The 14,166-nt window shown below is 63.4% G+C and carries 10 protein-coding genes; 3 read left to right on the forward strand and 7 right to left on the reverse strand.

The features are described from left to right. Positions 1-114 precede the first annotated feature (114 nt). The gene (locus tag AB1792_01430; GenBank protein ID MEW5700879.1) at positions 115-4,461 is read right to left on the reverse strand and encodes a PAS domain S-box protein; all 4,347 of its coding nucleotides are present in this window, start codon (positions 4,459-4,461) and stop codon (positions 115-117) included. A gap of 505 nt (positions 4,462-4,966) precedes the next feature. On the opposite strand from AB1792_01430, the gene cyoE reads away from it, so the two are divergent. Further along, complete coding sequence (gene cyoE / locus AB1792_01435; GenBank protein ID MEW5700880.1) at positions 4,967-5,908, forward strand: heme o synthase; 942 nt, start codon at positions 4,967-4,969, stop codon at positions 5,906-5,908. After that, on the forward strand, positions 5,905-6,330 hold the full coding sequence (locus tag AB1792_01440) for a DUF420 domain-containing protein (GenBank protein ID MEW5700881.1): 426 nt from the start codon (positions 5,905-5,907) through the stop codon (positions 6,328-6,330). Before cyoE ends, AB1792_01440 begins: the two co-directional genes overlap by 4 nt. Before the next feature lie 275 nt (positions 6,331-6,605). Here the strand turns inward: AB1792_01440 and AB1792_01445 are convergent, their stop codons facing one another. From AB1792_01445 to AB1792_01470, 6 genes are all read right to left on the reverse strand, one after another. Beyond that, positions 6,606-6,986, reverse strand: a complete 381-nt coding sequence (locus AB1792_01445; protein MEW5700882.1) for a PilZ domain-containing protein — start codon at positions 6,984-6,986, stop codon at positions 6,606-6,608. 28 nt (positions 6,987-7,014) lie between these two features. Continuing rightward, positions 7,015-7,869 carry a CheR family methyltransferase gene (locus tag AB1792_01450; protein ID MEW5700883.1) on the reverse strand — a complete coding sequence of 285 codons (855 nt, stop codon included), beginning with the start codon at positions 7,867-7,869 and terminating at the stop codon, positions 7,015-7,017. A 228-nt stretch (positions 7,870-8,097) separates the two neighbouring features. Further along, the gene (locus tag AB1792_01455; protein ID MEW5700884.1) at positions 8,098-9,651 is read right to left on the reverse strand and encodes a PQQ-dependent sugar dehydrogenase; all 1,554 of its coding nucleotides are present in this window, start codon (positions 9,649-9,651) and stop codon (positions 8,098-8,100) included. 118 nt (positions 9,652-9,769) lie between these two features. Beyond that, positions 9,770-11,260, reverse strand: coding sequence for a hypothetical protein (locus AB1792_01460; protein ID MEW5700885.1), 1,491 nt, complete (start codon positions 11,258-11,260; stop codon positions 9,770-9,772). A gap of 105 nt (positions 11,261-11,365) precedes the next feature. Then, a complete protein-coding gene (locus AB1792_01465; protein MEW5700886.1) occupies positions 11,366-12,751 on the reverse strand; it encodes an MBL fold metallo-hydrolase in 1,386 nt (461 codons plus the stop codon). 15 nt (positions 12,752-12,766) lie between these two features. Then, positions 12,767-12,928 (reverse strand): hypothetical protein, encoded by a 162-nt coding sequence (locus AB1792_01470; protein ID MEW5700887.1) that lies wholly within the window; start codon positions 12,926-12,928, stop codon positions 12,767-12,769. Between the two features lie 380 nt (positions 12,929-13,308). Between AB1792_01470 and AB1792_01475 the strand changes: the two genes are divergently transcribed. Then, a complete protein-coding gene (locus AB1792_01475; GenBank protein ID MEW5700888.1) occupies positions 13,309-14,001 on the forward strand; it encodes a cytidylate kinase-like family protein in 693 nt (230 codons plus the stop codon). The last annotated feature ends 165 nt before the right edge of the window (positions 14,002-14,166 follow it).

Raw genomic sequence — 14,166 nt, forward strand, 5'->3', positions numbered from 1 at the left:
CGGCTGATGAGATGATTGCAGACAGCCCCGGCCAATTGGCCTGGGCTGTCTTTTTGCTCTGTCTCCAAGGACATCGACGTCTGACGCGAAGGGGAGGGCGTACCGGTGGCGGCGTCACCGTGGCAGGCCGCCGGCGACGGCGGTGTGTTCCTCCGGCGCAGACTCCGTGTCTGTCGAAACGCCGTTTGTGATCGCGGGGTCGGCGACGGGGAAATAGACACGGACCGACGTGCCGACGTTCTCGATGCTGTCTAAGTCGATATAGGCGTCGTGGTCCTCCAGGATGGCGTGAACAACGCTCAGCCCGAGGCCGCTGCCCCGTTTTTCGTGTCCGGTCTTGGTCGAAAAGAACGGCTCGAAGACGCGGTCGCGAATCTCAGAGGGAATCCCGCGCCCGGTGTCGGCGATCTCCAACTTCACGTAGTCGCCGGCGACCACGGTGCGGTACAATCGCGGTGGCTTCTCCAGACGGGCGTGCCCGGTCCGGATGGTCAATCGGCCGTGCCCGTTCATCGCTTCCAGCGCGTTCGTGAGCAGGTTGCTGAGGACCCGGACGATCTCGGTCTCGCCGCCACGGATCGGGCTGATGGTTCCAGTGAAGTGCGTTTCAAGCATCACGCCGGCAGGGATGTCGAGATGGTCAACGGCCTTCTTGACGAGGGCATTCAGGTCGAGCGATCCGATCTTGTACTGACCGCGGCGGCCGAGCGTGAGCAGATCCTGGTTGATCTCGGCGATCTGCAGGGCGGCACTCTCCATGTCGTCGATCAGCGTCTGCATTTGATGATCGGACGGCAGCGCGTCACGGATCAGATCGGGATAGGCCACCAGCGGCCCCAGGATGTTGTTAAGATCGTGTGCGATCTGGCCGGCAATGCGTCCGGCCGTCTCCAGGCGTCGGGCATGCGCCAACTCTTCCTGCGTGCGCAACTGTTCGCTGATGTCCACCAAGGTGAAGAGAACCTGATCCCACGAGTCTTCAGATCCAGGCGCAACGCGGCTGCGACAGTGAAGCACCTTCTCGACGCCGTCGACGCCGACAACATGGAAGTCGGATTCTTGCGTCATGCTCCCCTCTACCGTGGAGAGGAAGAACTCCCGCATGACCTCGAGTGACTGTTGGGTATGGTATGACGAACGCCTTGCAATAATCTCCTGGGCATCCTTGACGTCAAACGCGCGCAGCGCGGCCTGGTTGGCGGCGGTGATTCTCATACCGCTGATGCACGTGGTCAGCGCGTCCGGGTGCCGCTCAAAATGAGCCCGCATGTCCGTGACACCCCGGGCGCGAAGGTCATCGATGAACACCTTGACGGCAGACAGGTTTTCTTCGACCAAACAGAGCGGCGACTCTTCGAACAAGCGCCGGTAGCGACTCTCGCTTTCGCTGAGCCGGATCTCCGCCTGCTGTCGTTCCAGCTCGGCGCCGGCGCGGGCCGCGAAGATGCGCAGCATCGCCTGTACCGGCTCGGGGTTGGCCAACGGATGGCGGTAGAGGACGCCCATCAACCCCAGCGGACGGCCATCAGAGGCGAACAACGGGATGGCAGCATAGGCGTCGACGCCGAGCTCGATGAGGAGATGGTCCTGCGGGAACAACTGCTGGATACCGGTGGAGAATGCCCGCTCACGCTGATTGACGATGCGTTCACAAGGCGTTCCGGCCAGTTCATAGGCGAAGTTGTCCCCCTTCCCGCCTTTGGCGTGAACGGCCACCGTCCGGATCCGCTCCACCGGCCCCGCTTCCAATTCACCGATGAAGGCATAGTCGGCTGCCACGACACGGGCCAGATGATCGACGAGCGAATCGAAGAACGCCGCCCCGCTCTGCGCCGAAACGCCGCGGGCGATGTCTTGCAGGACCTGCTCGACACGTTTGCGCTCCGTGATGTCGCGGGCGAAGGCGCAGTCGTATTCCCTCCCTCCGAACTCGAGGTAGTTGGCGAGGATCTCCACCGGAAATTCGTGCCCGTTCTTCGCGCGGTGCCGGGTCTCGATCGCCCGCGATCCGCTGCGGCGAACGCCGTCCCAGCATTTCAACCAATCCTCGCGGGGAAGATCAGAATCAATGTCCCAGACGGACATCGAGAGCAACTCCTCGCGCGTGTATCCCAGCTTGTGGCAGGCGGCCTGATTGACGTTGCAGAATCTGCCATCGGGCTGAATCCAGAAGATCGCGTCCGAGGCACAGTCTACGCCGAACTGCGTCAGGTGCAATGCCTGCTCGGCCTGCTTCTGGGCGGTGATGTCCTCCTTGACGGCCACGTAATGCGTGATTTGCCCGCTCGGGTCGGTGATCGGTGAAATTGACGCCGATTCCCAGTAGAGCTCCCCGTTCTTCTTCTTGTTGTGGAACTCTCCCCGCCAGACCTGTCCAGACTTGATCGTTTCCCACATCTGCCGGTACGTGTCCGCAGGGGTTTCTCCGGACTTGAGGATGCGCGGATTGCGGCCACGGGCCTCATCGGCCGTGTACCCGGTGAGCGCCTCGAACTTGGGATTGACATACTCAATCGATCCCTCTAGATCCGTGATCACGACAGAGACAGGACTCTGCTCGACGGCGCGCGAGAGTTTCCGCAACTCCTCCTCGACCCGATGGCGTCCGGTGATGTCGCGGAAGCTCCAGACCCGTCCGGCGAGATTCCCTTCATGGATCAGAGGACACGAGAAGCGCTCGAACTCCCGTCCGTCTTTGAACGCCAGCGTGTCAGTGTCCTCTTCGCGGGACTTGTAGAGACGCTGTACCTTGGCGAGAAAGGCCTCCGGAGAGACGAGTTGATCCAGAACAAATTCCAGGAGCTTGGCATCATCCCCGGCCTCCATCAGTGCCCGGGGGATCCGCCACATCCGCGCAAACCGCTCATTGGCGTGGGTCACCTTGCCGACGGAGTCGACCACGAGGATACCGTCGGCCGTCGATTCGAGAATCGCCCGGAGGATGCTCTCCCGTTCCTCCAGGGCCCGACGGGCCTGCTGGCGTTCGGTGACATCGGTGCACATGCCGATGTACCCGATGAACTGACCATCCGGACCGAACCGCGGCACGCCGCTGTCACGTATCAAACGATACTCGCCATCAGCCCGACGAACCCGGTACTCCATCTCAAAGGGCCGCCAGTGGTCGAAGGCATCGGCATAGGTCTTGAGCGCCTGTTCATGATCATCCGGATGCAGGGATTCGGTCCACCCGATTCCCACTTCTTGTTCGAATGCGCGCCCAGTGAAATCGGTCCACGACTTGCTGACGTAACTGCACATCTTGTCGGTGCCGCAGACCCAGATCATGGCCGGGACCGCGTCGGCGATGCTGCGGAAGCGCTCCTCGCTCTCACGTACGGCCTGCTCGGCGCGCACCCGGTCGGTCGTGTCCATGATGAAGCCTTCGAGGCCCAGCAGTTCCCCCTCGGGGGAGAATATGCCCTGCCCCTGCTCCCAGACCCATTTCTCGGTCCCCTGTGCGGTGATGATGCGGTACGTGAACTGGAAGCGGACGTGCTTCTGCAGGGCGGCCTGCACCTGCTCCCAGATCCCGGCACGGTCCTCCGGATGGATGAGTTTGGCATAGGCGATCTTGCGGTTGCCGACGAGGTCCCATGGTTTGTAACCGGTCAACTCGAAGCACCCGGCGCTGACAAGCTGCATCGTCCAGTGTTCATCGTTGCGGCACCGATAGGCCATTCCCGGGAGATTCCCCATGAGGGCCGACAGGGCGCGCTGACTCTCGCGCAGGGTCGCTTCATTGCGCTTGGACTCCGTGATATCGCGCACCACGGCCGTGATCAGCCGCTTGGACTTGAGGGGCACGACACTGAGTGTCAACTCCAACGGGAATTCCGACCCATCCTTGCGCCGGCAGGTGACTTCCCGTGTCTTCCCGAACAGCGGTGAGTTCGCGTTGCCCAGCAGATCCTTGAGATCTGCCTCCAGGCGCCCGTGATCGCCGTCGGGGACGAACATCCTGGCATGACGCCCGATGACTTCGGCGGTGTTGTACCCGAAGATCCGCTCGGCCGCGGGATTGAAGGTGCGGACGTTGCCGTCTTCTTCGATTGTGACGATCCCCACGGCCGCGGCGTCCACAGTGCCGCGGCGGTACGCCTCGCTGTCGCGCAACCGTGACTCGGTCTGTCGCCGCTGCGTCCCCAGAATCGCGACGGCCCAGATGACACAGAGCATCACCACCCGTTCGACCAGTTCCTCCGTCAGGTACCAGGATGTGTACGTGGCGCGAGGGATCAGAACGAACGTCAAGACGCCGCTGATGCTGGCCAGGAGCGCGACATACCAGGCAAGGCGCCGGGAGGGCGCGACTACGGCCAGGATGACGGCGGCCGCGTAGGCGATTTCCCAGATGTTGCCGGGTACCGACAGGGCACTCAGCAGCGTCCCGGCAATGATCAGCAATACACAACAGGCCACGATCCAGCCGCGTCGCAAAGTGCTCTCGTGCGTGTCCATGGAACCTCGTTGGATAGGTTGTTGATTTATCGGCACAGGACCCGCACGACGGCGGTTCCCTTCGTCACAACGCCCCAGCAACGCGGCATGCCGGCATGATGTGGGGTGCGGAACACTCAGTCGGGCCCGTCAAACCAACCGACTATCATCTTCTATCGGCAGACATCCCGGCTTGTTGAGGACGGACGCGGCGCCCAGCGAGTGTCCTATCGTGTTGTCGGATGGAATATTACGCGGCACCGAGCGACAACTGGCACACGGCAAGGACACGGTCAAGGCGACGAGGCGGGGTCTTGCCTCGATGAGGCCCAAAAGGTGTGCGAGATTGGTCGTTGCAGCCTGCGCGCGACGTCGATTCCCGAACCGCTTCGTTGCGTCGAGCCATTGAAGAATCTCCTTTCCCCGGCCCTGCTGTTGATCTAACATCCTCTGCTTGCGAGCGTCCACGTTCGCCTCGCGGCTTCCGGGGTGAGTGTATGGAGCGACTACGATCGTGGGAGTGAACATGGAATCCGTCCAACGGCTGAGAACCGTTGACGATGGCAGTCGGATGGCGGGTCGCCAGAGTGGCTCCGCCTGGCGACACTACCTTGCCCTCACCAAGCCGCGCCTGATTTCGCTCGTGCTCGTGACCACCGCCGTTGGCTACGTCATGGGGGCGACAACGGCGATTCCGCTCATCGGCCTGCTCCACGTGCTTGTGAGCGTGGCGTTGGTCGCCGCTGGGGGTGGAGCGCTGAACCAGCATAGGGAGCGTGAGTTCGATGCCCGTATGCTGCGGACGGCGACACGCCCCTTGCCGATGGGCGTGATGCGGCCCGCACAGGCCTTCTGGTTTGGAATCGGATTGACGGCTCTCGGATTGGCATACACCGGGGTGGCACTGGGCCTGTTGACCCTGGGCCTGGCGGTGGTCTCCGTCGGTCTTTATCTCCTCGCTTACACGCCGCTGAAACGCACATCTCCCTTGTGTCCCCTAGTGGGAGCGATCACCGGCGCTCTCCCGCCGGTGATGGGGTGGACGGCGGCCGGAGGACCGTTGGACCTCGGAGCCGCCGCTCTGTTTGCGATTCTGTACGTGTGGCAGTTGCCGCATTTTCTGGCCATCGCCTGGCTCTATCGCGATGACTATGCCCGGGCGGGATTCGCGATCGCGCGTCTGTCGTCCGATGGCGGCCGAGGCATCGCTGGCGCCATGCCCTGGCTTGTGGTCTTGTTGACGTTGGCATCGGTGCTGCCGCGAGCGGTGGGACTGACTGGATCCGTGTATCTGACTGCCGCGGTGGCCATGGGCGTCGTTTACATCGTCGCCGCCCTGTGGCAACCGACGCGTGACGTGACGGTCCGGGCGCGACGGTTGTTCCGGGTCTCGCTCATCTACCTGCCGGTTCTCTTGCTGGTCATGGCCTGGGATCGCCTTCCGCGCACGCCGTCGACGGGCCCATGAAGATGACGCTGCTCCCCAGTCTCAACGCGGTCCTCAATGGGGCATCCGCCGCATTGCTTCTCCTCGGGTATCTCTGCATTCGCAACGGGCAGCGGACCCGGCACCGCGCGTTCATGCTGGCGGCTCTGGGGTGTTCGCTGCTATTCCTGATCTCCTATCTGACCTACCATAGCCAGACGGGAGTGACACGCTTTGCGGGCACGGGGTGGTCGCGTCCATTCTACTTTGCCGTGCTTTGGACGCACACCGTTCTGGCCGTCGTGATCGTTCCCCTCGTCATCATCACGCTGCGACGGGCGTGGCGGGGTGATTACACCCGCCATAGACCTCTGGCGCGAGTGACACTGCCGTTGTGGCTCTACGTCTCCGTCACGGGCGTGCTGATCTACTTCATGCTGTACCACTGGTTCCCTGGCCGCTGAAGTCACACTGCCTCCGGCGCGGCTGCCGCAACCATGCGGCATCAGTCCGCGCGAAGTCGATGCGCCGGTCGCGGCATTGAGGCAGGGCATCTGACCGTTGTCGCCAGTCGCCGTTCCCCGGCCGAAGCGAGTCTGAGAAATCTACGCGTGGGAATTGGCCGTACGGTCGCCGACAGCCCTCTGACCGTCGGGCGCATATGGCACGGTGTCGTGCAGGTGCGTGAGGTCATGGGCCATGCCGGAATGGCATGGGCCGGACTTGACCCGCGGTCGTACTACGCGCGCCGGAGTCCGAGGTGGTTCTCGAATTCGTTTTCGATTTGGACCGGGTTGGGCGCATTGTACAGCACCAGATTGCGCAGGTGATGGAAGCTGTCCAGGTCCATGCCCGTAAATTCAACGGCCGCCCCGTCCGGCTCGGCGCGTACGATCCGCCCTTCCGTTTCGATCGTCGCCGTGTCCGGGACTCCCAAAAGTGAGAGCCGGACACGGCAGGGTGACCCCGGGGGCAGAACTGAGGTCCCCTCGACAAAAAGACCCTTGGCGCTGATGTCTCGTGTCGCCTCCGCCACCACGCCGGTGGCGTCGGTCACAATCTCGGCCGTGCGGCGGAATGGGATCCGGGTGAATTCGCGTTGTTCGAAGTGGATTCGCATCAGTACGCCTCCTCCTTGGCATTCACAGTCAGAATCCGGTCTCTGTCCGGAGGACCGGAGCATCCATGGTCGCGGGGCGATAGCACCCCGGCGCGTGGCACGAATCCCATCCGCCCCAAGTTCCAAGATCCGCCGGTTTGGCTTCACTCCCGAGGAGCAGGTAGCCGTCGGGCTCCAAGAGTGCGCGCAGGCGGGACACGATTTCTTGCTGTCTTGCTCTATCGTAGTAGGGAAGGGAATCGCCCAAGATCACCAGGTCGAAGCGGCCCTCCGGCAGCGGCCCATCGCCCAGACCGAGCGTCCGAAACTCGACCTGTCGGCCCAAGTCGCCGTCGATCTGCCACTCCATGCCCATAGGACGGAAATGGCGGGCCAGCAACTCGGGCGGCACATGGTCGATGTCGGCCCGGCTGAAGGAACCACTGCGCATCCGTTCCAAGTGCGCCGCCGACCGGTCGGTGGCAAGGATGGTGATCTTCCACGCGGCCGTGAACGGGAAGTGCTCGCGCATGAGAACGGCGATGCCATGCGGGTTTTGTCCGCACCCGCAGTCGGCGCACCAGATGCGAAGCGCGGCGCGCTCACGTCGTCGTTCGAGCAGGTCGGGGAAGAGAATGCCGACCAGAAGCGAGCACGACGGCGAATCAAATCCGAGCACGGGCGAGACGGATGCGATGGCACGGACCGCCCGCGGTCTTAAGGGATCGTCATCGTTGTCGCGCAGCGCCGAAATCAGTCCGGCGACGGAGGTGATACCCCGTCGCTCGGCCAGGGACGAAAGGCGCGCCTCCACGATCTCCCGGTGCTCCGGTCCGATGACGAGCCCGGACGCCTGCTTGACCAAGCCACGGATCGTGTCGAAATCGTGCGCCGTCATCGCCATCTCGCGCCACCTCCCCGTTGACGATTCCTGTTACGCCGGACGCCTCATGCGGGTTCGGAAGATCGTGGGATATTTCTGCGCGCCTTCCGCGACGCGGAAACCTGTGCCCTGAGCTTGTGACGATGGGCACGATCCGGGCCGCATCGTAACCATATTCTCTATTTCGGAATACGGGCCGTCATCTTGAACCGATGGCGGCATTCTCGATCCCTTCCGTCGCCCGTTCTGTCACGGGCAGGGGAGGGCGCAGGGATCGCAGAAGGGCGTCGCGTCGCCGCGGAAAGCGCGGTTGACCATCCCCACGACGTCTTGCACGGTGGTCACGCAATCGCAGTTGATGTCGCAGCGATCCACGTGCGGACACCCGGGGTCCGTGATCGGAGCGGCGCCGCGAAACGCGGCACTCACGACGAGGACGACATCACTGACGTTCGGTACCCCGTCACACAGCGGGTCGCCGTGACAGGGACAGAGGCATGCCGACTCGCAACCGTCCGGAACACCGTTGGAATTCGTGTCGGCGGACACGCCACGGTTGATCTGGCAGGAATCGGCGATGTGGTTCGAGTCGCAGTCGGCGAACGCGGCCGGTACGATTTTGTAGGCCTCGCCGTCGAAGTAGTCCAGGATGTACAGCTCGCCGTAGGCATCTTCGCCGAATGAGGTCACCTGGCTGATGGCCGGAGTCCCGGGCGGGTCCAGCTCGGCGGTGCGATCCTGGAAGTTGGACTTCGTCACGCCGTCGTACTGGAAGCTCCAGATCGTCCCGGCGCAGTAGTCGGCAAAGACATAGGTTCCCGCCAGTTCCGCGATGGCGCAGCCGCGATACACGTATCCGCCCGTGATCGAACACCCGTCGCTGTGCGTGTATTCATGGATCGGCAGGGTCAGGCGCGGGGCATTGCACGTGCATCCGGTCATTCCCGTGCATATGGTCCCCTCCATGCAGCGCCAACCGTAGTTCTCGCCCCCGGCACTCGCGGCGGGCTGGAAGTCGACCTCCTCGCGGGCCGACTGGCCGACGTCGGCGATGTAGAGATTGCCGTTCAGGCGATCGAAACCGAATCGCCATGGGTTGCGCAGGCCGAACGCCCAGATCTCCGGCAGCGTGTCCACCACCCCGACGTAGGGGTTGTCGACCGGAACATACGGTGCGGCGATGTCGACATCGAGCCGGAGCAGCTTCCCCAGCAGAGTCCCCGGGTTCTGGCCGTTGCCGATCGTCCCGTGCTGGTCATTGGCGCCGCCGCCATCGCCCATCCCGACATAGAGTTTGCCATCGGGACCGAACTGCAAACACCCGCCGTTGTGATTCGACTCCGGCTGGGCGATTGTCTTGAGGATCAGGGCGCCGGCCGGGTCGGCCGAATCGGGATCGGCGGAGACGCTGTACCGGGCGATCACCGTGCTGCCGCTGTTGTTCGTGTAGTTGACATAGAAATAGCCGTTCTGGGCGTACTGGGGGTGGAATGCCAGACCCAGAAGCCCACGTTCGCCACAGCACGATGAGATCGCGCTCACGTCGAGAAAGGCCCCCGAAAGCAAGGCCCCGTCCTTGATGATGCGGATCATCCCATCCTGCTCGACCACAAAGAGGCGATGGTAGTCGCCGGGCGGGGCGCACAGATAGACCGGCCGATTGAGGCCGGAGGCGATGCGGACGGTCGTGACGGCGGCCATCGACGTGGCGGCGAACGCCAGCAGGACCGTGACCCCCGCCAGAATTCCCATGACGTGTCGCACCGATTCAAGCCGTTCTCTGTGGTTGTCCTTGTCCATCATTCCCGCCCTGGTTCTGTCCGATTGGTCTCACTCCATGGTCATGACGATGAGAACCACGACTCCGCGGGTGCCGTTCCCCGCGCCGCCCCACAAACATGACTATTTTTGCCCGCGTTGCCTATCCGTCTTGCGGCAGGGGTATCCCATGGCGGGCGGCGAAATCCGTCTTCATATAGAGGGCGTAGTCGAGGTACCAGAATGGGTTCGGTGATTCCCGGCGTTCGCTTGGCGGGGCGGTGCAGAAGAGCCACAGACGGAATTCTTCCCGGAAGCGGGGCTGAAGCATCACGATCTTGTCGTAGCCGAAAACCGGCCAGAGCGTGTCCCCGCGTGTGCGGACCGGGGCGATGAAGACGTCGGTCGAGCCGAGGATGATGCTGGGGGAGAATCCTTCGTGGGCGATTCGCCGTTCGCAGAGTCCCCACTCGTCGGTGGCCGGAAGGTCGGTCCAGTAGGGGATTCGTCCGGCATCGCCGAGTGCGATGCGTGGCCTGCCCGGGAGCGACTGCAGCGACTCCGTCACGCACAGTTGGCAATGATGCATGTACTGTTGGGCGTGGTAATTATCGACGACGGGCGGCCACAATTGCCATGACCAGCCGAGGAGCGCGACGGCGGTCGCCGCCGGGACCCACCGCGCCAGTCGTTCCAGGCGCGTCAGGGCATAGGGCACGGCGATCACGGCGAGGGGCAGGAAGGCAATCAGGTATCGGTGGAGGAAGTTCATGACCGGATTGACCGGGAGGACAAGAACAGTCTGCGCGACAACCAATACGAGGGCGGTGGTGGCGGCGGATCGCTCCGGAAACCGGCGCCAGGAGACGATGGCATACCCCCATGCCAACCAGAACGGAGTCGCCCAGATGATCCATTGCAGCACCTGGCCTTTGGATGGGAAGGCCGTGGAGAACTTGGCGTAGACCGTATTCGGCAGCGGGTAACCATAATAGGCGAGCCGGAATGTGATCAGCCCGGCCGCCACAACGAGAGCCATCGCCAGGGGAATCCCGTACGTACCGAGGCGGTGCCGGACTGTGAGGCGGCGGTCGGCGATCCAGCCGACGACAATCGGGATCGGTGCCAGCGCGCTTCCCTCCGGGCGTGTCAGTATCAGGACGGAAACTCCCAGTGCGAGCAGCCAGCGCCGCCGCGACGGCGGTTCAGTCAACGCCAGTACGATGAGCGTCAATGCCGTCCCATACAGACCGATCTCCAATCCGCTCACATGCCACATGACCCAGGCCGGATTCAGAGCGACGAGCAGCAGTGGGACCGCCGCTTGCCACCATCGGAAGCCGGCGGCGATTCGTCGGATCAGCAGTGCCAACAGCCACAGCGTCACGGCACCGAACAGGACGCCCAGGATACGTGCCGTCAGGTCGATGTCCAGCCCCAAGCGGTGCGCTCCGGCCAGGATCAATACCCACAGCAGGTTCGAGTATCCTTCGACCGGTGGTTCATCCACGTTCCACGTCAGCCCCGCCCCCTCTGCTAGGTGACGGGCATACCGATAGGAGATGCCCACGTCGTCGATCGTCACGTCACGCAGACAGATCGCCTGTGCGATGAAGACTGTGATGACGAGGATTGGGGCGGCGAGAGAACGCATTTTGGGGCAGTCAGTTATGAGCGTCTTCTGATGTATCACTCGATGCCTTGTCACCGACTGGCGGCGGATTGTGACTCGACGCGATGGTCCGGCGATCGCGGACACTCACAAGGCGACCTCGTCACCAAGCTCCGGCACTGTCGTCGCGAATCCCCGCTCGTTTGTGAGGCGCTCGGCCATCGCGATGGCCGCGTGTGGCTCGCCATGAGTCACAAATGTCATGCGGGGCGGATCGGTCAAAGGCGCCAGCCAGCGCATCAACTCGCCATAGTCGGCGTGGGCCGACAGGCCGGCAATCTCGACGACATCGGCGTGGATCTCATGCTCGCGGCCATGAAAACGGAGCACGCGTTTTCCGTCCAACAGATCGCGCCCCCGTGTCCCGGTGGCCTGGAAACCGGCCAGGGCGATGATCGTCTCGGGGCGCTCCATCCGGTGCATCAGATGATGGAGAATCCGGCCGCCGGTCAACATCCCCGACCCGGCGATGATGATCCGCGGCCCCGGCAGCGCGTTGAGCGCCTTGGAAGACTCCGGTGTGCGATGGTACGTGATGTACGGGGCGTGCAGCGCACAGCCGGGGTCGCGGCGGACTCCCGGCCCCAGACGGTGTAGTCGTGGAAAGTCGCAGAAGATCTTCGTGGCATCGATGGCCATCGGGCCATCCACGTGGATCGGGAGCTTCGGGATGGCGCCCCGGTCGACGAGTGTGCGCAGGATGAAGACGATCTCCTGGGCGCGTCCGACGGCGAACGCCGGGATCAACAGCACGCCACCGGTGTCGACGATGCGATGCACCAACGCGGCGACGGTCTCCGCGGGATCACCTTGCTCGTGCCGGCGATCGCCATAGGTCGATTCGCACACCAGGTAGTCGCATGACGGCGGCGGCAACGGATCAGGAAGCAGGGGACGGCCATACCGCCCCACATCGCCGCTGAAACACACCACGCGCTCCGCACCGTCGTCACGCACCGTGACCACAACCGAACCGGCTCCCAGGATGTGCCCCACCAGGTGCAGTCGAAATGAGAACGTGGGTGACAGCCGGACCTGTTGTTCGAACGTCACAGTTCGAAACAGCCGCAGCACGGCCCGGACATCCTCGACGGTGAACAGGGGGAGGGCGGGCTTGTGGCGCGTCGCCTGCTTCTTGTTGAGGAATCGCGCATCCTCCTCTTGCAGGTGCGCCGCGTCGTACAGAAGGATCTCAGCGAGGCGCGCGGTCGGTTCCGAGCACCAGACCGGGCCGCGGAACCCCAGGTGATACAAGCGCGGCAGATAGGCCGAATGATCGACGTGCGCGTGCGAGAGTATCACCGCGCCGAGAGCCGCCGCGTCGAAACGCGGTCGGTCCCAGTTGCGCAGCCGCAGTTCCTTGAGACCCTGAAAGACGCCGCAGTCAACCAACAACGATTCGGTGCCGTTGCCGACGAGGTATTTGGACCCGGTGACCGTGCGCGCGGCGCCATGGAAGGAGAGGGAGATCATCGGGACACTTTGTCGCTATCGTCCGAATCCCAATGCGTAGTAGATCACATAGAACCAGCCCAACAGACCGTGGACAATCACCCACAGCAGGGAGTGGTTCACGGACCAAGATACGGCCACGGCGATGGCCTGTCCGAGGCCGATCCCGTGCCAGACCGTGTGAACCCGTCGGAACATCCTTCGTCTTCCTTTCTTCTGCTACGCCGGGGGCCGATCTGACTGCCCCGGAGCCGCGTATCGCACCCATTCATGTCCCAGATGTGTGTCGCCGGCGTTGGTGATCGAGCTCCTCGCCCTTGCTCCACTCGGCGGGGGACTCGAATCGCCCGCAGTGCGCAGGGTGGGTGTTCACGGCCACAATATAGACGCCCGCTGCCCAATCCAAAACGCCGAACAGCCGTTCAAGCGGGAGTCGTTTCGCGCCCTTCGGATTCGTATCATAGTCAGGACCGGACCGAGGGAGAACGTCACATATGTCGCAACGACACAGGGATTCTCGAGGTGCCCGGTGCGGCTGATGGACCCGTTTTCGCGGCCGAAGAAAGGGGTGGTTGATCGTGACATCGATCGAAGCGTTGGTTGACCGGCAGTTGCGACGCCGGGCTCTGCTGGAGCAGGCGAGGGGTGTCCCACCGCACACGGCGACTCCGTCCGGGCCGCTGCGGGTGATCACGGTCTCGCGCGAGACCGGCTCGGGAGGACGTACCCTGGCCGCTCGCCTGGCGCGCCGCCTGAACTTCGAATTCGTCGACCGCCAGATCCTCGACCTGTTGATCGAGAACACCGGCGCGCGCGAGCGGCTGATCGCCTCATTGGATGAACGGACGCGCTCGGGGATCGATCTGTGGGTGGAAGGGATTCTCACCGGCCGCTATGTGGACCGGTCGGAGTATCGCCATTTGCTGGCGCAGACGATCACGACATTGGCCGAACACGGCGACGCCGTCATTCTCGGTCGCGCCGCCAACGTCATTCTCCGTGGCCGGGGCGGGCTGCATGTTCGGGTCGTCGCGCCACGGGCGCAGCGCATCGATAATCTCGTGGGTCCGGGGCACTTGGTACCAGCGGAGGCCGAAAAACGCGTGACCCGGATGGACGACGAGCGGCGGCGATTTTATGCACAGGGGTTCGGTGCCGACATCGACAACGCGCGCGACTACCATCTGGTCATCAACAGTGGGCAAATGCCGCTTGATGCCGCTGAGGCGTTGATCCTGTTGGCATGGGATCGCTATCTCGGCGCTGTTTAGGGTGCATCCTCCGGACGCGATATCAGCGGGTTGAAAACCGGCTGTCCGCCAGTCGACGTTTCTGGCGGACAGGAGGCTTTCAGCCCCCTGCGGGCACGGCACGCCGTGCCCCTACGCATTGTGTGGCTGCGGGCAGGTGCCGTCTGTTTCCTGCGTCGAAGATAG

Source organism: Candidatus Zixiibacteriota bacterium (assembly GCA_040752595.1).
Lineage (GTDB): Bacteria > Zixibacteria > MSB-5A5 > WJJR01 > WJJR01 > JACQFV01.